The sequence below is a fragment of the Rhodopirellula sp. UBA1907 genome, assembly GCF_002337565.1.
GTDB classification, from domain to species: domain Bacteria; phylum Planctomycetota; class Planctomycetia; order Pirellulales; family Pirellulaceae; genus Rhodopirellula; species Rhodopirellula europaea.
This window is the reverse complement of sequence record NZ_DDGH01000028.1, coordinates 2,460-22,040: the sequence shown is the minus strand read 5'-3', so window position 1 is coordinate 22,040 and position 19,581 is coordinate 2,460. Positions and strand designations below refer to the sequence as shown.

The 19,581-nt window shown below is 56.6% G+C and carries 16 protein-coding genes; 8 read left to right on the top strand and 8 right to left on the bottom strand.

Features of this window, described 5'->3' with window-relative positions:
• The 3 genes from B2R17_RS05925 to B2R17_RS05915 form a co-directional block, all read left to right on the top strand.
• Positions 1-192, top strand: a 192-nt coding sequence (locus B2R17_RS05925) for a DUF1582 domain-containing protein (protein ID WP_286763246.1), incomplete at its 5' end; no start/stop codon positions are given.
• Positions 189-1,214, top strand: a complete 1,026-nt coding sequence (locus tag B2R17_RS05920; RefSeq protein ID WP_008668791.1) for a D-alanine--D-alanine ligase family protein — start codon at positions 189-191, stop codon at positions 1,212-1,214. The genes B2R17_RS05925 and B2R17_RS05920, both read left to right, overlap by 4 nt.
• Positions 1,215-1,638: 424 nt before the next feature.
• Positions 1,639-2,364, top strand: a complete 726-nt coding sequence (locus tag B2R17_RS05915; protein ID WP_286763245.1) for a hypothetical protein — start codon at positions 1,639-1,641, stop codon at positions 2,362-2,364.
• A gap of 131 nt (positions 2,365-2,495) precedes the next feature.
• Here the strand turns inward: B2R17_RS05915 and B2R17_RS05910 are convergent, their stop codons facing one another.
• Positions 2,496-4,811, bottom strand: a complete 2,316-nt coding sequence (locus B2R17_RS05910) for a serine/threonine protein kinase (RefSeq protein ID WP_286763244.1) — start codon at positions 4,809-4,811, stop codon at positions 2,496-2,498.
• Between the two features lie 70 nt (positions 4,812-4,881).
• Positions 4,882-6,897 carry an acetate--CoA ligase gene (gene acs, locus B2R17_RS05905; RefSeq protein WP_099263620.1) on the bottom strand — a complete coding sequence of 672 codons (2,016 nt, stop codon included), beginning with the start codon at positions 6,895-6,897 and terminating at the stop codon, positions 4,882-4,884.
• Positions 6,898-7,054: 157 nt separating this feature from the next.
• Between acs and asnS the strand changes: the two genes are divergently transcribed.
• Together asnS and gluQRS are read left to right on the top strand one after the other, a co-directional pair.
• Positions 7,055-8,443, top strand: a complete 1,389-nt coding sequence (gene asnS, locus B2R17_RS05900; RefSeq protein WP_414707234.1) for an asparagine--tRNA ligase — start codon at positions 7,055-7,057, stop codon at positions 8,441-8,443.
• The gene (gluQRS, locus tag B2R17_RS05895; protein ID WP_286763242.1) at positions 8,443-9,429 is read left to right on the top strand and encodes a tRNA glutamyl-Q(34) synthetase GluQRS; all 987 of its coding nucleotides are present in this window, start codon (positions 8,443-8,445) and stop codon (positions 9,427-9,429) included. The genes asnS and gluQRS overlap by 1 nt, the downstream gene beginning before the upstream one ends.
• Before the next feature lie 137 nt (positions 9,430-9,566).
• On the opposite strand, the gene B2R17_RS05890 is transcribed toward gluQRS, so the two are convergent.
• The gene (locus tag B2R17_RS05890; RefSeq protein WP_286763241.1) at positions 9,567-10,547 is read right to left on the bottom strand and encodes an MDR family oxidoreductase; all 981 of its coding nucleotides are present in this window, start codon (positions 10,545-10,547) and stop codon (positions 9,567-9,569) included.
• 242 nt (positions 10,548-10,789) lie between these two features.
• On the opposite strand from B2R17_RS05890, the gene B2R17_RS05885 reads away from it, so the two are divergent.
• Positions 10,790-12,406, top strand: coding sequence for a DUF5060 domain-containing protein (locus B2R17_RS05885; RefSeq protein ID WP_286763240.1), 1,617 nt, complete (start codon positions 10,790-10,792; stop codon positions 12,404-12,406).
• A gap of 6 nt (positions 12,407-12,412) precedes the next feature.
• On the opposite strand, the gene B2R17_RS05880 is transcribed toward B2R17_RS05885, so the two are convergent.
• The 4 genes from B2R17_RS05880 to B2R17_RS05865 form a co-directional block, all read right to left on the bottom strand.
• Positions 12,413-13,273, bottom strand: coding sequence for an alpha/beta fold hydrolase (locus B2R17_RS05880; protein ID WP_286763239.1), 861 nt, complete (start codon positions 13,271-13,273; stop codon positions 12,413-12,415).
• Positions 13,274-13,383: 110 nt separating this feature from the next.
• Positions 13,384-13,998 carry a TetR/AcrR family transcriptional regulator gene (locus tag B2R17_RS05875; protein ID WP_286763238.1) on the bottom strand — a complete coding sequence of 205 codons (615 nt, stop codon included), beginning with the start codon at positions 13,996-13,998 and terminating at the stop codon, positions 13,384-13,386.
• A 444-nt stretch (positions 13,999-14,442) separates the two neighbouring features.
• A complete protein-coding gene (locus B2R17_RS05870; protein ID WP_286763237.1) occupies positions 14,443-16,380 on the bottom strand; it encodes an autotransporter outer membrane beta-barrel domain-containing protein in 1,938 nt (645 codons plus the stop codon).
• 250 nt (positions 16,381-16,630) lie between these two features.
• On the bottom strand, positions 16,631-17,023 hold the full coding sequence (locus B2R17_RS05865) for a four helix bundle protein (protein ID WP_008668822.1): 393 nt from the start codon (positions 17,021-17,023) through the stop codon (positions 16,631-16,633).
• A 261-nt stretch (positions 17,024-17,284) separates the two neighbouring features.
• Between B2R17_RS05865 and B2R17_RS05860 the strand changes: the two genes are divergently transcribed.
• On the top strand, positions 17,285-17,788 hold the full coding sequence (locus B2R17_RS05860) for an RNA polymerase sigma factor (RefSeq protein ID WP_008658732.1): 504 nt from the start codon (positions 17,285-17,287) through the stop codon (positions 17,786-17,788).
• Positions 17,778-18,368 (top strand): hypothetical protein, encoded by a 591-nt coding sequence (locus B2R17_RS05855; protein WP_286763236.1) that lies wholly within the window; start codon positions 17,778-17,780, stop codon positions 18,366-18,368. The genes B2R17_RS05860 and B2R17_RS05855 overlap by 11 nt, the downstream gene beginning before the upstream one ends.
• A 25-nt stretch (positions 18,369-18,393) precedes the next feature.
• On the opposite strand, the gene B2R17_RS05850 is transcribed toward B2R17_RS05855, so the two are convergent.
• Complete coding sequence (locus B2R17_RS05850) at positions 18,394-19,458, bottom strand: peptidase M42 (protein ID WP_286763235.1); 1,065 nt, start codon at positions 19,456-19,458, stop codon at positions 18,394-18,396.
• Positions 19,459-19,581 lie beyond the last annotated feature (123 nt).

Sequence of the window (19,581 nt, the reverse complement as noted above, 5' to 3'; positions counted from 1 at the left end):
GAGCATGGGAAACGGCGCGCACTCCCCTCCCCGGAATTCACGCTGAACGCTCGCATTCCGACCCTCCCCAACTCCGTTCAGGAGGGTGACTTCAAGCTTGCGAGCACGGCACTTCAAAACTGCACGACCTCCTTCCAAGGGGAGGGTGAAGTAAAACGGCACGACCTCTTCGCCGCAGGAGCTCTGTCATGAGCAAATTGCGTGTGCTGGTTTTGGTCCGAGAAGGCAACGTTCCACCGGATACCCTGGAAGGATTCACCGACAAAGAATCCGACCCATGGAAGGCGGAATACGACGTCTGCGAAACCCTTCGCGGACTCGGCCATGAGGTTTTGCCGCTGGGGATCTTTGACGATCTGGCCCCGATTCGTGCGGCACTGCAGAACTTTCAACCCAACATCACTTACATGTTGTTGGAAGAGTTCTACGGTGTGGTCACGTACGATTTCGCCGTGATCAGCTATCTCGAATTGATGCAGCAACCCTACAGCGGATGCAACCCGCGAGGATTGATGCTCAGCAAAGACAAGGCATTGTCGAAAAAGCTGCTGATGTATCACCGTATCCCGACGCCACGTTTCGCGGTGTTTCCCAACGGCCGCGCGGTGCGTCGTCCGAAAAAGCTTGAGTTCCCCTTGTTCGTCAAATCGACCATCGAGGACGCTTCGTTCGGGATCGCTCAAGCCTCGATTGTGCACAACGACGAAGCACTCGCCGAACGAGTCACCTTTCTGCACGAGAAAACTGGCGGCGACGTGATCGTCGAACAGTACATCGAGGGCCGCGAATTGTATGTCGGCGTGATGGGCAACACTCGATTGGTGACCTTTCCCGCCTGGGAAATGGACTTTGGCAAAATGCCTGACGAGTCCGCACGAATCGCGACCAGCCGGGTGAAATGGGACCGGAAATACCAGGAGAAACACGACATCACTTGTCATGCCGCCGAAGGCTTGACCGAGCTCCAGCAAAAGCACATCGCCAAACTTTGCAAACGGGTTTATCGAGCGCTTCACATGAGCGGCTACGCTCGCATGGATTTGCGGATGACTCCCACGGGCGAGGTCTACGTGATTGAGGCCAATGCGAACCCCAACATCGAATACGGGGAAGACTTCGCTGAATCCGCCGAAGCCGCCGGAATCCCTTACGAATCGTTGATTCAACGCATTCTCAACCTCGGCTTGAGCTACCGCGCCGCTTGGATGGGTTGAGCCTGGGCTGACAAAGATGAAATCAACAAGGCGGTTTGGGCGGTTTCCGACGAAGTGGTATTGGTACGGCGTTTGTCGCTATTGAAAAAGTTAAAGTGCAAATTGACAATTGTAAAATGCCGGAATGCGTGGATGAATTCGCATCAATTTGCATTTTTCAATTGTCCATTTAACTTTTTCAATGAGTCGCATTCGGTTCGCGCACTTACCACCCTGCCAAGATTTTCATCAGCCCAGGGTGAGCCCCTGATCCGTCGGCGAGGCCCTGAAATCGTCCCCGGCGATTCTTTCCAATCTTGCCTAACCAGACTCTCGTTTGTGGCGATGAATTTCGGTGCCAATTGTTCCGATGGGAACCATTGGATGGATCGGTCACCGCCAATGCACGTCGCCAGACGAGCCAAGCTAGGAAGGGTCTCAGGCAATGCCTTTGAAGAAGCTGTGGAATTCGCTGCGTGGAGTCACTCCTCAACCAAAGGTGACTCTCGAGGCTGCCCCTGCGACCACGTCGCCGGGTACTCCCCAACCCGAGCCGGCTGCTCGCAAGAAGACGGCCAGCAAGCCAGCCGCGAAGGCTAAGGTGACTGCATCCAAACCGGTCGCTGCACCTCAGGCGTGCGTCCCGACACCGGCACCCGTTGCGAAAGCCAAACCGGCCGCAGCGGCACGCGGCGTCTTGTCGATGCTGTCGCGAGGCGAGCATGACGCGTTGGTCAAAACACTGACCAAGCTTCAACCATCGAGCATCTTGGAAATCGGCGTCGGCGACGGTTCGCGAACTCCGGCTGTCGTGCATGCGTTGGCCGAGACCAACCCGGCACTCAAGTATGCCGTGATCGATCAATTCGAAATGGTTGGCGGCACAGTCAAACTGCGTGACTTCCACGGCCAATTGGCGGGACTCGCGATTCGTCCCTCCATCGTTCCCGAAACCGCTGCTCGTGGCGTCGTGACCGTGCTGCACCGCCTGGGAATGATGGACGCGATCATTCTCGATCCATCGCTCGATGCCGAAACGTTGGCGGAGCTCGACACCGTGCTGAGCAAGGTCTCGTACGCCGACACGATGATCCTGCGTCAAACTAACGGCAAATGGCAATCCACGGCGTCGAACTCGACAACGCTTCGCGCCACTCGCCGAGCCGCCTGATCGGCTCCGGCCCAGTCGCTGCAAGCACTTGTTCACCGTACGATGGACTTCCAAGTCCGTCGGCGTGATTCCAAAGCGGCAACAAACGCTTTGGCAGCGAACACTGACGCATCGTCTTCGCCACTAATCGGTCATCGCGTCAATGCGGCGTCGTCAACGGTTGGGTTCTTGGTCTGGCCAGGCTGCGTGCGAGCGGCCTGTTCGAATTCATTGGCCCACCATTCGACCGATTTGGCTTGCGTCCATCGCCCGGCTTCCGGCAATGACTCGAGCGCCGCGGTGCACTCGGCGACTGTTTGAAATCGCTTCGATGCGGACCGATCCAAGCACCGCATCAAGATATCTTGCAACGCAGTCGGCAATCGACGTTGCAAGCGATCTTCAGGACGGGGTGGGTTTTGCTCGAGCTGTTTCAAACACAGATCGATCACCGAGTCACCTTCGAAGATCGGACGCCCGGTCAGCAACGCGTAACCAACTGACCCGATCGAATAGATGTCCGCACGAGGTGAAGCGGCGGCGGGATCACGAATGGTTTCGGGTGCCATATAAAGCGGTGTTCCCGTCATCGAGTCGGCACGCGTCACGCCTTCTTGAAGCGTTAAATTCGAATCACCGCCGATGTCTTTGACCAACCCAAAGTCCAGCACCTTGATGTGATCCCAAAGACCACCATGTGCACTGACCAAAATGTTTGCCGGCTTGATGTCTCGGTGAATCAAACCGGTGCTGTGGGCTTCCGAGATCGACCCGCAGATCTGCAACAAAAAGTGCACGGTCCGCTCGGGCGTTTGAGGCCCGTAGTAATCGATCAATTGCTGAAGCGAGACACCATCGATGTATTCCATCACGTAGTAGAACGTTTCGGCGGGATCCACTTCCTCGCCGATTCGCGAATTTCCGATCTGAGATTCGCCGGTTTCCGCACTGCACTGACCAAAGTCATAAATCGCGATTGTGTTTGGATGCCTCAACGTCGACGTCAACTGAACTTCGCGATGAAACCGTGCCACCGATCGAGTCGACAATCGCTCGCCTTCCAGCACCTTGATCGCAACATCGCGGCGCAAGTATTCGTGCTGGCCTCGATAGACCGACCCCATCCCGCCAACACCCAGCAATTCCAAAATCCGGTATTGCCCGATCCGACGACCATCGCCTTCTTCTTCCGCCATTCGCTGTTTACGAATCGCTCGATGCCGAGAATAGGCGATCAAACACAATGCGATTCCTGATAAGGTCACCACACCGGCGAGAGTTGCAATGAGGACTCGCCGAAGAATGGTCGCTGGTTGATACGCTTCCGCCACATCGATTTCGGTCGCGACCGCCATGTCGAATTCCGGCAACCACTTCCACGCACCCACCACCATCGCACCGCGATAGTTGCGGTACCCTTCCAACTCCATCCCGTCGGCACGGCGAGTCGCCTGATCGGCCATTCGAGTCAGAGGCAATTGCTGCATTGGAAGCGTGACCTGATCGCTAGCCAGAACATCCGACCCAGGATCACGCATCTGATAGTTCAGCACGCTTTGTTCCGGAAACCCTTTCTCAGCCAACTGAACTTCAAACCGACTGGTTGAAAGCATTCGCCCGCGACCATCAATCGCGTACGACTCATCCGTTTCCCCCGACTGCGTGATCTTCAACAAATCACTGAATCGGTCGTCGGCTTCCATCACCCAACCAAACGCACCGAAGCATTGATTGCGGTCCATCAAGGGTGACATCGACACCATGACCACGGTCTGATTTTCAGTTCCCTTTAAACGCTGTGGCATCGCCAGGGTCGACTTCCCGCCGATCAATCGCTCGTGATTCAGTTTCGAAAACTCGACTTTCAACCCAATGATCGATTCGCGACTGCTGGCCAAGACAACTCCGTCGCGGCTCATGACTAGCCACGGAACGGTCCCGATCAACTCTGGGATCATCACACGCAACTCGTGTCGAATCGACTCACCTTCATACGGGGTCAGCTCGTCGTCACCACGCAACAATTGCAAACTGAGTTGTCGGACGCGTTCGTCCCGTGAGTAACGTTCCGATTCGCCTTGCAAATCAGAAAACATCATCTCCAAAGAATGCACGTTGGCCGCCAAAACAGCCTGCAGCGAATGAGCAACCAGGTTCTCGGTCGCACGTTGTATCGCAGAAGCCAAAATGGCCCCGGCCATACAAGCGGTCACCAAAACCACTAGAACGGAGATCCCAGTCGCGACACGCCGCCGCGTGAACCACGGAACGGGCTGCATCGAATGCCGCAAACCGGTGGTGGAGAGTCCGCCGGTCGCATCATCCACATCGGGCACGGGAAACAGCCCATCGTTTCCAATCGTGTTCGGATGACTCATTCGGTTGGCCAAGCGATCATCCGCGTGTCGATCGATCGACGACTTGCCAATCGAATTGGGCGTGTCGGCACGTTGCGGGTCATCGGGCATGGAGCAAGCATCGGTTCGCCGGGGAACCGATCTCGTGGAATCGAAGAAGCGGGGTCAGGGCCCCACCACTCTAGTCTTCCTCTTGCAATTTCGCGAGCGAGGAAAGGTCTTCCAGCGTCGATGTGTCACCCACCAATTCGCGTCCCGCGGCAACATCTCGCAACAAACGCCGCATGATTTTGCCGCTGCGCGTCTTGGGCAGTGCGGCGGTGAAGCGGATGTCGTCGGGCTGGGCCAACGCACCGATTTCTTTTCGCACGTGTAGTTTCAATTCCTTTCGGAATTCATCGTCGTGGCCGCGGTCGTTGGAAGTGACAAATGCCGCGATGGCTTGCCCCTTGCAATCATCAGGACGTCCCACCACGGCGGCTTCGCAAACATCGGGATGAGAAACCAAGGCGGATTCCACCTCGATGGTGCTCAACCGGTGCCCGGACACATTGATCACATCATCGATGCGTCCCATGATCCAATAGTACCCATCGGTGTCGCAGCGAGCGTTGTCGCCGGTCAGGTACTTGTTCGGAACGTCCGACCAATACTGCTCGACGAACCGCTCTTCGTCGCCGTAGATCCCACGCAACATTCCGGGCCATGGTTGCGAGATGCAAAGCTTTCCGCCGTGCTCGCTGTCCACGGAATTGCCGAGTTCATCGACGATGCTCGGCACAACTCCCGGCAACGGCCGCGTGCAAGATCCTGGTTTCGTGGGCGTGATCCCCGGCAGCGGGCTCATCATGATGCCGCCCGTTTCGGTTTGCCACCACGTGTCGACGATCGGGCATTTCTCCGCGCCGATCTTTTTGTGGTACCACATCCAAGCTTCTGGATTGATGCCTTCACCGACGCTGCCCAGCAATCGCAAACTCGACAAATCGTGCTTGTCGACATGTTCGTCGCCCCATTTGATGAAGGCTCGAACAGCGGTTGGTGCGGTGTAAAGAATGTTGACCTTGTGACGCTCAACGATGTCCCAGAACCGATCTTCCGCGGGGAAGTTCGGCGCGCCTTCGTACATCAAACACGTCGCCCCAGCGGACAATGGCCCGTACACAATGTAACTGTGACCGGTGATCCATCCGCAATCCGCCGTGCACCAATACACGTCGTCTTCGCGGTGGTCGAACACCCACTGAAAAGTTCGCTTGGCCCACAAGTTGTAACCCGCCGTGGTGTGCAAGATGCCCTTGGGTTTTCCAGTGCTGCCCGACGTGTAAAGGATGAACAGAGGCGTTTCGCTATCGAGCGGCTTCGCTGCCATCTCACCCGGCTGGCTGTCCACGACGTCGTGCCACCAAACGTCTCGACCTTCTTGCATCGGCACTTCTTCACCAGTGCGGCGAAGCACCAAGCAGTGCTCAACAGTGGACGAATTTTCGAGCGCTTCGTTGACAGTTTCTTTGAGTGGCAAAATCTTGCCGCGACGGTACAAGCCATCCGATGTGATCATCAATTTGGCGGAAGCGTCATTGTTTCGTTCCGCGATGGAAGCGGCACTGAATCCAGCAAAGATCACGGAGTGAACCGCACCGATGCGAGCGCACGCCAACATCGCGATGGCCAGCTCCGGAGTCATCGGCATGTAAATGCTGACCACGTCGCCAACACCAATGCCCAACTGAGTCAGCCCCTCAGCGCACTTAGCAACTTCGGTTTGCAATTCGGCAAAGGTGAGCGTGCGTTGATCGCGAGGCTTTCCGTCCTCAACGGGCTCCCCTTCCCAAATGATCGCCGTTCGATCGCCACGTCCCGCCGCCACGTGGGCGTCGACGCAGTTGTAACTGGCGTTGGTCTTGCCACCGACGAACCATTTCGCGTGTGGTGGCTGCCAATCGCAAACCGTGTCAAACGGTTCGAACCAATGCAAATGTTCCAGTGCTTCGGCTCGCCAAAATTCGTCCGGATTTTCGCGAGCGGCGGTTGCCAGCTTTTCGTACTGTTCTTCCGTCGAGATCACCGCTTTTGCAGTGAACTCGGCCGACGGGTGAAACAAACGGTCTTCCACCAAAACGTGATCGATCGATCCCGACGCATTTGAGGATTCGGGTTGGTTGGAACTGGATTCAGACGCGGACGCGGTGGGCATGGGTCAGGATGGGGGCAATCGAGGAGCGGGGAGGGAAACACGTCAGCCCTTAGCTTAATGGGAATCGCTTCCGTTGTGGTGGAGGCGATCCAGAACCAATTCGCTACGATACACAGTTCATCCTTTTGCCTCCCTTCAACGCTCGATGATTGCTCCCATGGACTGGACCACGATTGACGCCTGCCGCACCAGCACTGAGTTGCCTCGCCCAGTCGAAATTCGCGGGTGGATTCGAACACGACGTGACAGCAAAGGCGGTTTCAGCTTCTTGGAAGTCAACGACGGCACTTCGCTGGGCAACCTGCAAGTCGTCGCCCCGGCCGAGCTGGAAAACTACGCCGAAGAAATTCAAAAATTGACGGCCGGATGCAGCGTCGTCGTCCAAGGCGAACTAGTCGAGTCCCCCGCCAAAGGCCAGGCAACCGAACTGCACGCCAACTCCGTTCGCGTCATCGGCTGGTGCGATGGAGAAACCTACCCGCTGCAAAAGAAACGGCACTCGTTCGAAAAACTTCGCGAATGGTCGCACCTGCGAGCCCGAACCAACACGCTCGGCGCGGTGATGCGAGTTCGCAACCGGATCAGCCAATCAATCCACCGCTTCTTCGACGACGAAGGCTTCAACTACCTGCACACGCCGATCATCACGGCCAGCGACTGCGAAGGCGCCGGCGAGATGTTTCGCGTCACGACGCTGAACCTGGAAAAACTGGCTGGTTCGAATCGCCCCTTCGACACCAAACAAGATTTCTTTCAAAAGCCAACCCACCTGACGGTCAGCGGGCAATTGGAAGCGGAAACCTACGCGACGGCGTTGTCTCGCGTGTACACCTTTGGCCCCACCTTCCGCGCCGAAAACAGCAACACGTCGCGGCACCTGGCCGAATTTTGGATGGTCGAACCCGAAGCCGCCTTCTACGACCTCCACGACAACATGCAATTGGCGGAAAGATTCCTCAAACGAGTCTTTTCAGATTGCCTCTCGCATTGCGGCGAAGACATGGAGTTCTTCAACGAGCGCATCGAAAAAGGAAAAATCGACCAACTCAAATCGGTGATCGAAAAACCATTCGAACACATGACCTACACCGATGCAGTTGAGCGTTTGCTCGCTTGCGATGAAAAGTTCGAATACCCGGTCGAGTGGGGCACGGACCTGCAAGCCGAACACGAACGGTATTTGACCAGCGTCGTCGGCGGCCCAGTCATCCTGACGGACTACCCGTCGTCGATCAAACCGTTCTACATGCGAGTCAGCGACGACGGCAAAACCGTCGCCGCGATGGACGTTCTGGTTCCCGGTGTCGGCGAAATCATCGGCGGATCACAACGCGAGGAACGTCTCGATGTGCTGCAACGCCGCATGGCCGAAGGCGGCTTAGACGAATCGGAATACTGGTGGTACGTCGACCTGCGTCGCTACGGCACCGTGCCCCACGCGGGATTCGGCTTGGGATTGGAACGAGCCGTCCAGTATGTCACCGGCATGGCCAATATTCGCGACGTGATCCCGTTCCCACGCACGCCGGGCAACGCCGAATTTTGATGTCCAGTGCCGTTTGCCGATTGGCACCTTCGCCAACGGGAGCCCAGCACCTCGGCAACGCGAGAACATTCCTGATCGCGTACTGGAGTGCTCGCTCCCAAAACGCGCGTTTGATTCTGCGGATCGAGGACATCGATTCGCCACGCATCAAACCGTGGGCCACCGAACAAGCCATCACGGACCTGAGATGGCTCGGCATGGATTGGGACGGCGCCCCGATCATCCAAACCGAACGATCGCCGCTGTACGACCAAGCCCGCGAACAATTGCTCGACGCCGGTCGCGTCTACCCATGCAGTTGCACACGTCGCGACATCGAAGCCGCCGCATCAGCCCCGCATGAAAGCACCGCCTCGGGATGGACGCCCGATGCACCGGTCTACCCCGGCACCTGTGCGGGCTGGAAAAACGGCGACCCGTTGCCGGAAGACAAACCGTTCTGCTTTCGCTTTCGAATGCATGCGAAACCCGATCGTTTCTTTGATCGAGTCCATGGCGAAGTCACCTGCGATCCCATTCGAGACATCGGCGACTTTCCCATCACGAGAAAAGCCGAAACAGCAGCAGACTGCTTGGCGGCGTATCAACTCGCGGTCGTCATCGATGACATCGACGCGGGAGTCACGGAAGTCGTCCGCGGCGACGATTTGATCCTCAGCACATTTCGGCAACTTCAACTCTACGAAGCATTGGGGCATTCCCCACCCAGCCACGCACACGTGCCGCTGGTCACCGGCACCGACGGTCGCCGGCTCGCCAAACGTCACGGGGACACACGCCTGTCACATTTTCGCGAACAAGGCATGACGCCTGAAACAATCGTCCGCTGGGCCGCGAAAACATCGGGACTTTGCCCCGATTCGGATGACTCGCTGAAAGACATGACGCTCGATCAAATCCACCAAAAACTGATCGGTCAATTCGACTGGGTTCGCATCCAACGCCAACCAACCATCGTCGATGACTTCGGGTCCTCCGAGGCCTGAACCTCCAACAAGCCGACCAGCTTGCGGCTGATTCTGTCATGACCAACGGCACAACAATCAGCCGCACGGCGTTAGCCGCGGTTCTCTCTTGCACGTAACCGCGGCTAACGCCGTGCGGCTAATATTTTCGCGGCCAACTAACTTTGGACCGCCACCACCACACGTCCGCGGTGATCACTCTGGCCCCAATTTTTCGCGGTCTCAATCACGTCGTCGAGTTGGATCTCGTTGGTCATGGTTTCCAATTTCGCCAGGTCCAAATCTTCCACCAAACGCTGCCAAGCCTCCGAGCGTCGAGGCTGCTTGCACTGGACACTGTCGATGCCAACCAACGTCACGCCTCGCAGAATGAACGGAGCCACCGTCGCGGGAAATTCCATGCCACCGGCCAACCCACACGCCATCACGATGCCGTCGTACTTCGTCGATGCACAGATGTTCGCCAGGGTGTGACTGCCGACGACATCCACCGCGCCCGCCCAACGTTCTTTGCCCAGCGGTTTGCCGGGCTGCGAAAACTCGGATCGTGACAGCACTTCGCTCGCACCGAGTTCTTTCAAATAGTCCGCCGCTTCTGGACGCCCTGAAACCGCGGCGACTTCATAGCCCAGTTTCGACAGCAACCCAATCGCGACGCTGCCGACGCCCCCGCCAGCACCGGTCACCAAGATCGGCCCTTGGTCAGGCGTGACACCGCCACGTTCCAACGCCATCACGCACAGCATCGCGGTGAAGCCAGCCGTCCCGATCGCCATCGATTGACGCATCGTCAATCCTTCTGGAAGCGGCACCAACCAATCACCCGGCACACGAGCCAATTCGGCGTAACCGCCCCAGTGGGCTTCGCCAATTCCATAGCCCGTCACCAAGACCTCTTGGCCGACTCGATAGCGATCGTCGTCGCTGGATTCGACGACGCCAGCCAAATCGATTCCGGGCACCATGGGGTACGAACGAATCACCGGCATCTTTCCTGTGATCGCCAACACGTCTTTGTAGTTGAAACTGGACCAGTGCACTCGCACGGTCACATTGCCCTCTGGCAATTGTTGCTCATCAATGTCTTGCAACGTCGCGCTGATATCCTTGTCGTTCTTCGTGACCAAGACGCCTCGCATGGCTGTGTTCCTGTGGTGGTAGGGGAGATGATCACAAACTCTACCAATGCAGATTCTCCCTCGACATCCGCCGCTCCCCAACCCGGCACGATCCATAGAGCCCTTTCGCAACCCGAACGCGTCTCACCCCGGAAAACACGGCGTTTCTGATTTTCTTGTGTCCACTCGAATAGAAGCCGCCCACCGGCTGGAATACGATGCCTCGTCTCGCTTCCCCACCCCATCTTCCCCAGATGAATCTCATGCGTTTGCCAGCTTTCGTACTCCACCTGCTTCTCGCCAGTTGCGTCGCAATCGGACATTCCTTCGTCCATGCCGACGAAGCGTCTCCCCAAACACCGACGCAGTGGGAGGTCACCGAGCTTCGTTTCCAAGTCGACACGCTGGCAGATAATCCCGTCGACACACCGTTCTCCGCAACCTTCACAAACGAAGCCGGCCAAACACTCAAAGTCCCCGGCTTCTACGACGGCGACCAAACCTATTGCATCCGCTTCACGCCGTCCGCAGCAGGCAAGTGGACCTACCAAACGGCTTCACCCAACACCGAGCTCAACGCTCAAACCGGCACGCTGAATGTTGCCGCGGCCGCCGACGAACGTCGTGGCGGAATCGAGCTCGATCCGGACAACGACCGCCAGTTCCAATTTCAAAACGGAGACCGCTATTACCCGATTGCGTTTGAATGTGATTGGCTGTTCGCACTCGACGCTGAAAACGCGGGCGACATCCCCAAGACGCGGCAGTTCGTCGACACGCTGGCCGAAAACGGATTCAACCAAGTCGTCCTGAACGTGTTTGCTTACGACGTCAAATGGGCCAAGGACGATCGTCTGGATTCCAAGTACGAATACGGCAGCCCCAACGTCTATCCGTTTGCCGGCGACAACGAATCACCTGATCATTCGAAGCTCAACATCGAGTACTTCCAACGACTCGACCGAGTGGTCGAATACCTCGATCAAAAGGGCATCGCCGCTCACCTGATGGTCTACGTCTGGAACAAACGTGTGAACTGGCCGCAAGCCAACTCAGACGCCGACAACCGCTATTTCGATTACGTCGTCCGCCGCTACCAAGCCTACCCCAACCTGATTTGGGACATCTCCAAAGAAGCTCTCGGATACGGGCACAACGACGTCAACTACATCCACGGACGGATCGAACGCCTGCGTGAGTTGGATGCCTACCAACGTTTGATCACCGTGCATGACTACGGCTACTGCCGACGCTTCGCCGACAAAATTGATTTTGTCTCCGCTCAGCTTTGGCAATCCGAGCTCTACCACGTGATGCGAGAAGTCTGCAAAAACATCCCCGGCAAACCGATCCTCAACATCGAACACGGTGGCTACGAAAAAGGCCCCTACGTCGTCTTCAACGGCAACTACACATCACCGGAAGTCTGCCTCGAACGAGCCTACCAGTGCGTCTTCGCAGGCACGTTCCCAACTCATTACTGGCAAGGCGCCGCGTGGAACGTCATCGTTCCCGACATCACCGAACTCGAACCCGAAGATCGCCCGCGATTGGACTACTACCGCCACCTGCAAACTCTGGTCGAAAAGTACGACCTTGGCAATTTGATCGCCGGTGACAAACGCAGCAACGCTGGCTTCTGCCTTCACAACGGCAAGGGCCAAGTCCTCTACTACGTCCCCAAAGAAAACGACTTCTTGGGACTGCGACTGCCCAGCGAAGTCCGCGGGCAAACGATGAATTTGACCTGGTTCAATCCCTTCGACGGCACGTTCAGCGAAACGACTCAACAGAAGATTGAACAATGGCCGGCGGTGAAAGTCCCTGGCGGAGATGGTTTCCGAATCTTGATCCTGAACCATCCCGTCGCCAGCGAATGAATCACCTTACACGGCCACAGGAACCCGTTGCAGGAACTCGAGCGTCGCACTGGCGAACTCTTCCGGGTTGTCTTGCGGAACCCAGTGCGAGCAGTCCTTCATCGGATGCAGTTCCGCGTGAGGCATGTCCTTCACCAACTGCTCCGCCGTGCTGATCGGCTGCCATTTGTCGTCTTCGCCCCACAGCAGCAGCGTCGGCTGCTGCATTTGGCCCAGACGACTGGTCAGCGGAGTGGTGTGGTTCGTGTTCAAGCTCGCCGCGTTGCGAACCAAGCTCACGATTCCGTCGCGTTCTTGGTAGGGCGTCACGATGCCTTCCTTGAACTCTTCGGTGAGTCGTTCCGAACGAGTCAAACCGAACTGGAAGCTCTCGACCAACTTCTCGGTCATCTCTTCCGGTTTCATCTTCGCGTTGCGAGGGTGCCCCATCGCGAGCATCTCATCCACGGGCCAACTGTCGTAGGCGACGCTGTTGGACAACACCATCGATCGCACCAGTTCGGGCTTTCGGTCGGCCAAGATCAATGCGACGCCACCACCGATGTCGTGAGCAACGAAGTGGGCACTTTCGACGTCTAAGTGTTCCAGGAAACGCTCGACGAAGTCAGCCTGAAATTCAATCGAACGATCAAACTGGTCGCGGTGATCGGAGTAACCATAACCGATCATGTCCGGCGCGATGACTCGGTAGTGCTGAGCCAGCGTGTCAATCACATCGTGGAACAAAAACGACCAAGTTGGGATGCCATGCAACAACAGAATGGGCTCGCCCTCGCCCACGTCGGTGTAAGCGACGTCCAGCGGTTCATGGATCACGCCATCGAGCGAGATGGTTTGTTGACGTTTTCGAAATTCTTGAATATTCATCGGAGTCTCCATCAAAAGGGAAATGCACATCGTTTTTGAATGCGTGTTCAACAACAAAATGCACAGCGATGATTCAAGTCCGCCATGCGTTCGACCAACTCACTGTCGCATCAGCGACTGCGAATCAATTCCGCCAGCGTCGCTAGCGTTTGCTTCGCGGCAGCTGCATCGCCACTGACGCGAGCCTGCAACAACGCCCCATCGCCCAACGCGACGGTGAGCCGAGCCAACGATTTCGCAGATGGTTTGGTCGCGATCGCACCTGTTTTCATCGCTTGTTGATAAGTCTTGGCAAACTCGCTCACCAAACGTTGGGTCGAGTTTGCCATCCGATCCGCGATGGCCGCATTTTTCGGGCCAATCTCACCGCCTGTGTTGACCAACAAGCATCCGCGATGGTCGGGTGCCTTTGCATCCGCTTCCCATCGAGCCAACACTTTCGCGATCCGGTCCAATGGTTCGCCTTCGCCGCGAAGCAACTCGATCACTTCATTGACGCGGTGATCGATGTAGCACTGAATGGCTTTTTCAAAGATAGCCGCCTTGTCACCGAACGCGTTCACCAAACTTTGGCGGCCTTCGCCGGTCGCGGCTTCCAATTCGCGAAAACTGGTTTGGTTGTATCCCAATCGCCAGAACACGTCGACGATCGCAAGCAAAGTCTCCTCGCGATCAAAGTTCCGAGGCCGCCCGATCCGTCGCGGTGATTCGTTTTCAACAGACATGGAACGGGTAGAGCGAGAATTCGGCGACGGGTGAAGGAAGCGATCAGCTTAAACGATGTTACCCCAATCTCCGCGAAGCTCCGCTCCTCCGCCACTCCGCGTTTCAAGATTCGCGTCAATCAACCACGCCCCGTCGCAATTGATCGGCCATCAAAAATCCCAACCAACCCTTCAGAAAGACGGCAATGTTTGCATCTGGGCGGCTGGCCCGAATCGTCATCCACGAATGGCCATGCAATGACGATATTTCAAACCAGCGGGTAATTTAAAACGCGGAGAAACGGAGGAGCGGAGCTTCGCGGAGAGAGCTCAGCGATCAACTCGGTTCGCCTCCTCCGTATCGGTTGACGATGCGATGCAGGCCGTCGATCAACTTTGCTTCGTGAAAATTGATCAGCAGTCCAGTGCCATCGGAAGGTGCCAGCCACCTGCCCGAGTCACCGCTCACCAAATCCAGCGTGTTCCAACCAACCCACTTTGGAACGTCGAGTCGCTATTCAGGTTGCCTTGGTAAGCCAGCGTGAACTGACCGCCGAGCACAAAGCCCCAATCCAGTTGCGTGCCGATCGATAACCAATCGCGTCCCGTATTGGCACTTTGCACCAAGAACTCGGAACCTCCCCCCGGCTGCACCGCATGGATCCCCGATTGCTGGTCATCCAAGAACTCGTGCAACCATCCAAACCGAAGCTGCGTGGTGGCTGGGCCAAGCCCGGTTTCATTGGTTCCCGCTAAAGACACTCCCACCATGCTCCGCAGCGATTCTCCATCGACATCGCTGGACGCCAGAACGAACTCAGAGTCCCCTGTTTCCGTTTGGCCGTCCAAGTCCGCTTGGACACCCTGCAGCGAAACAAACGACAACCACAACCAATCTTGACCTCGGTGAACCGTTCCAATCTCAACCGACGCGAACTGAGCCGTGCCGTCTGAATCGCTTTCCGCGAAAGTCCCGGGCTCCAGAGACGACATCCCACGATGGATCGAATGGTCTTGAATCCCGTACCCGCCGGAACCAAAACCGTACAACCATTCGCCGACGTATTGCACGGTTCCACCAAAGCGATACGAATCCGTGTCCGCACCTTGGCCGAGCGTATTCATGTCGGTGTTGGCGGCCCCCAGTTGTGCAAAGCCGTGCACTCCAAGCCCCGACGCGGCCACGTAACCCGTCCCCAATTCGATTCCGCCCACCTTTCGGCGATAGCCTTCCGCCATGCAACCATCGACGTCGGTGTCCAGCGTCATTCCATAGCCACGAACCCACGGCGACCAATGACCGCTGGTGTAGAGATCCGTCTGCTGCAACAGCACGCGGTCGCGGATGCCATACAAACTGTTGTGAACCTCGTTGATCTCCGCATCCACCAAAGAAGGATAGATCGCACCTGCCAATTGCCCGACCGCTTGGCTGACGCCCAACGTCGAACCATTCCGCAAGTTACTGATCGCTGCCATCTGACCTGCGGTGCCTGATGTCCGCAGCCGATCGATCTCGGTCACGGCCCCCATCTGCCCGCAGCCGTCCAGCACCGACGTGAAGGACTCGCCATTGTCTCGAATCGCCAACGTCAGGTCATTGGGATTCGAGTTGATGAACGCTTCCAAAAACGGATTCGACGGCAATTGAAACTCGTCGGTGGAATTGGCCAGCGTTCCAGTCAAACCGCCCGTGGCACTGAACACCGTGAACGTGTCGCCGATGGAATAGTTGGATCCCATGAAGTTGGGTGTCAACGTGGCGTCGGTGACGGTCCCGTTTCCAATGACTCGCACCAAATCGTTAGGCGATCCGGCACCATTCACATCCACTTGGATGCCTGCATCGGTTGCATCCAAGTCTCCATTGATGATCAGCTCACCGACGCTGCCCGCGGCACTGCTGTCGCCCGGGGCGATCGTCCCAGCCGCTTGAATGTTGGCTGTGATTTGATCTTCGTTTCCGATCAACGTGGCCGCCGCGGACATCTCGATGTCAGCCGACAATCCGTCGCCGTTGATTTGCAACTCACCAAAGTCGACGGTCCCGCCAGTCACTGAGATGGGGCCGCGGCCATTCCGATCGATGATCACTGCGGCCACGTTCTGATTGGTGAACGAGACGTTGTCCGTGATCTCGGGCAGATCCGTCGCCAACGAGATCGTTCCACCGCCGGAAATATTGAACACGATCCGGTCACCCGCTTCCGCATTGGAAATCGCTTCGCGAAGCGAACCGTCCCCGTTGTCGTTTGTGTTCACCACTTCAATGTCCTCCGCCTGGATCGCCAATGGCGCGGCGAACGTCAAGCAACCCACGATCAACACCCGAAGGATGTTTCGCCGCACGCGACGTGAACAGGTTGACAAACGGTCATCGGTTGAGCGGGTCATTTGGTGCATTCCTGTGATTCCTTTCGTAGGGGTCCCACGCTTCATCGGCATCATTATGAATTCACCGACAACAAGACCCGCTCAACCTGAACATGCCGCAAGAGCGGTGATAGTCCCTCCCAAACAACCCGCAAACTCAACGTCATCCACGCAACAGTCCCGCCTTCCATTGATCTTAGCGCGTGAAACATTTGAAACGCGGAGACGCAGAGGGTTGCATTGCAAATTGCAAAATGGACATTGCAAAGTGGCAATTGGGTCACTTCGGTGCTCTACCCGTGCGAGCAGCAACCGCTTTGTCTTCGTTCCGACGAGCAGTAACGAGTGACTGGCCCAAAATTCGGCACAGCTCATCGGTCTCTTGTTCCAAACCAGACATACGAGCATCGGGAAGCAATTCAGAACGAACGATCAAGCGGATCCAACATCGCGTCTCACGCAGTTCCTTCAACGAGATGCGTAGCTTGTGAATGAAGTCCCGGCGACTCTCTGCTGCACAGGCTTCTTCATAATTGGGAGCGGGAGATGTACCGCTCCGTACAAGCTGCCCAGCAACGTGTTTGCCCAGTCGCGTCTCGGGCAGTGCATCGACGACTTTCCCAACTCGAACAGCGAGCTCCAAGAGTCGCTCCGAAAGATCATCCGGTTTCATGCCCCACCCACACATTGTCCCTGGTACCTGCCGTCCCAGAAATCAATTTACGATTTGCAATGTCCACTTTGCAATTTGCAATTCTCACCCTCTGCCACTCCGCGTTTCGAGATTCGCGTCGACGATGCGGAAGCTTTCCCTGCCACGGCTCTCCTCCCCCGAAAACAATCAAAATCTGCTCTTCTTTGTAAGATCCGGCCACTCACTCGCGACTAGTTCATCAGAGTCACCAAGTCTCTCACTCGCTTCCCATGATCTCTTATGAATCCACGCCAGCAGGAACGACAGCTCCAGGTTTGGCTGGAGAAGCATCAAGGCTTGTTGGTCAAAGTCGCTCGTTCTTTCGCTCGCAACCGACATGACCAAGACGACCTGTTGCAGGAAATTGGATTGCAGCTTTGGCGTTCGATTCCAAACCTGAACCCCGACGTCGCCGAGTCCACCTGGATCTACCGAGTCGCCCTGTATACCGCCATCAGTTGGACTCGCAAAGATTCCAAGCATCGCGAAAAGCGACAAACGCTTGCCGAAGAACCGATCGCGAACGAGCCCAACCCGGATCCTCGCGTGGATTGGTTGTACGAAAAGATCGCCGAACTGAATCCCATCGATCGTTCGCTCGCCTTGATGATGCTCGACGGCATCCAGCACCGTGACATCGCCGAAACACTCGGTCTTTCAGTGACCAACGTTGGCGTCCGCCTGCACCGCATCAAGAAACATTTGTCCTCGCTCCTCGACCAGGAAACCACCGATGAACTTTGACGAAATTCAACTGATTTGGAACTCCCAAGCCGCGACCAAAGAATCGCTCGAGCGTGAAAGCATTCTGCTTGCGGTCGTCGAAAAAGAACAATCGCTCCGACGCCTCACCGCCATCACGGATGGAGTCATGATCGCAACGCTGTTGTTCGTCGCCGTGATGTTCTTTCGTGATCCCGTTTTGCAGGGACACGATCTGGTTTTGATCCTTCCTGGCATCGTGTGTCTCGCTGCCGCCGGCTGGCTATTCAAATGGCGAAGGGATCGCCAACATCGCCACCTTGGCTTTGAACAATCCTTGCGGGGGTTGATCGACAAATCGATCGACGGCCTCGATGACCGCATCTCTCAAATGCGAAACTTTGTTTGGTGGTTCGCCGTCCCAAACGTGTTGGGACTGATCATCGCCCTGTTCATCATCGATCCCGCCCGGCGATACTTGCTGTACCTCGTCTTTGGTCCCGCCTTTGCGATTTGCATGGGACTGGCCATTTGGCAAATCAACCGAGAAATTCGCTCAAGGCTCTTGCCTGAGAAACAACGGTTCGAGCAACTGCGAACTCAAATGACAAACGATCATTGAGATGGCTGGTGCTCCCAAACAAATCTCACGATTTCAGATCCGCACCCGTCAGCCGGGTCAAGACTTTCAAGACCGCCTCGACACTGGATAGGTTGGCGGTTTCGGTTTGGGTGTGATAGGACGAAGTTGGCAACTGCAGCGTAGTTCCGGTGACCTCGCCATTCGTCGCGTCGATCAATCGTCCAAGCTCCGTCCGTCCGATCGAGCTTTGCTTTTCGCGAGTCTTGTTCATCTCAGTCACGTATTCGTCTTTGAATCGATGCGTCACCTTCAATTGATCGCAGATCTCTCTTAGTTCGGTTGTCACGGTGGACTGAAACTCGGCCACCGAATCGCGATTCCGAAGCACCACTTCTTGTGCGTTCAAGTCTTCTTGGGTTGGAAAGGGACTGGTGTCCAACACGACCAACCGCTGCGTCTTCAAATCAAAACGCTGGAACCACTCGGCGACGTATCGATAGCTCCGCCCACACTCTTCACCAGCCGTGAAGAACGCTGTCCCACGAAAACCGCGACGAATCATCTCGATCAAAATCGCGACCGACACGACGTTGTCGAGCTGGGCGGAGATCTGCCCGTCGTCTTCTCGCAGTCGATCGACAAAAGAAACGGGTGTTCCTGGTTGCAGGAAGTCCAACCCATCGATGTCGAAGATCAAGTTCTTGCGGCGCGGGCAAATGAATGATTCTGTGATTGTTCCTTGTCCTAAGTACGATCCCGCGTAGGGCGTGTGAGCCTGCACACGTTGGCCGCGAAAACGGCCGGCGATCAGCTCCATGAACTGCTCCGAAATCGAATCCCCATTCAGCTCCCCTCGGTTCCCGGCAATGAACGCCGCGTATTGGAACTCACGAGGCCCGGTGCACAGCAATCCATGACGGTCGACGTGCGCAGAGAGATAGTTGCTTTCCGGTTCGTCTCCTTGCGCAACCAGCAGCCCGTGGTAGCGAGTGATCGTCACCGGAAACTCTTCCAACTCGCGTCGCAACACCCGAAAGAATGCGTCCTCCACGCCCACAACAGACGGCTCACGAATGAGAGCCCGAAGCAGATGCAAAAAACCTTGAAGCGAGTCGTGGGAACGTTTCATGAAGTGGACTGGCGGAAGCGGCTGCGGCCTCCGAATTGAGTGACCACAACATCTGGTGAAGGAGCGTTTAGGAACCGTTCGGAATCAAGTTCGGCTTTAGCGGAGCGGCGCGAGCCGCCCGGT

Coding starts and splice junctions, on each gene's coding strand:
- B2R17_RS05855 (WP_286763236.1), top strand. CDS start 17,778: ATGAACTTTGACGAAATTCAACTGATTTGGAACTCCCAAGCCGCGACC.
- B2R17_RS05870 (WP_286763237.1), bottom strand. CDS start 16,380: ATGCACCAAATGACCCGCTCAACCGATGACCGTTTGTCAACCTGTTCA.
- B2R17_RS05850 (WP_286763235.1), bottom strand. CDS start 19,458: ATGAAACGTTCCCACGACTCGCTTCAAGGTTTTTTGCATCTGCTTCGG.
- B2R17_RS05875 (WP_286763238.1), bottom strand. CDS start 13,998: ATGTCTGTTGAAAACGAATCACCGCGACGGATCGGGCGGCCTCGGAAC.
- B2R17_RS05915 (WP_286763245.1), top strand. CDS start 1,639: ATGCCTTTGAAGAAGCTGTGGAATTCGCTGCGTGGAGTCACTCCTCAA.
- B2R17_RS05920 (WP_008668791.1), top strand. CDS start 189: ATGAGCAAATTGCGTGTGCTGGTTTTGGTCCGAGAAGGCAACGTTCCA.
- asnS (WP_414707234.1), top strand. CDS start 7,055: ATGGACTGGACCACGATTGACGCCTGCCGCACCAGCACTGAGTTGCCT.
- gluQRS (WP_286763242.1), top strand. CDS start 8,443: ATGTCCAGTGCCGTTTGCCGATTGGCACCTTCGCCAACGGGAGCCCAG.
- B2R17_RS05860 (WP_008658732.1), top strand. CDS start 17,285: ATGAATCCACGCCAGCAGGAACGACAGCTCCAGGTTTGGCTGGAGAAG.
- B2R17_RS05890 (WP_286763241.1), bottom strand. CDS start 10,547: ATGCGAGGCGTCTTGGTCACGAAGAACGACAAGGATATCAGCGCGACG.
- acs (WP_099263620.1), bottom strand. CDS start 6,897: ATGCCCACCGCGTCCGCGTCTGAATCCAGTTCCAACCAACCCGAATCC.
- B2R17_RS05865 (WP_008668822.1), bottom strand. CDS start 17,023: ATGAAACCGGATGATCTTTCGGAGCGACTCTTGGAGCTCGCTGTTCGA.
- B2R17_RS05910 (WP_286763244.1), bottom strand. CDS start 4,811: ATGCCCGATGACCCGCAACGTGCCGACACGCCCAATTCGATTGGCAAG.
- B2R17_RS05885 (WP_286763240.1), top strand. CDS start 10,790: ATGCGTTTGCCAGCTTTCGTACTCCACCTGCTTCTCGCCAGTTGCGTC.
- B2R17_RS05880 (WP_286763239.1), bottom strand. CDS start 13,273: ATGAATATTCAAGAATTTCGAAAACGTCAACAAACCATCTCGCTCGAT.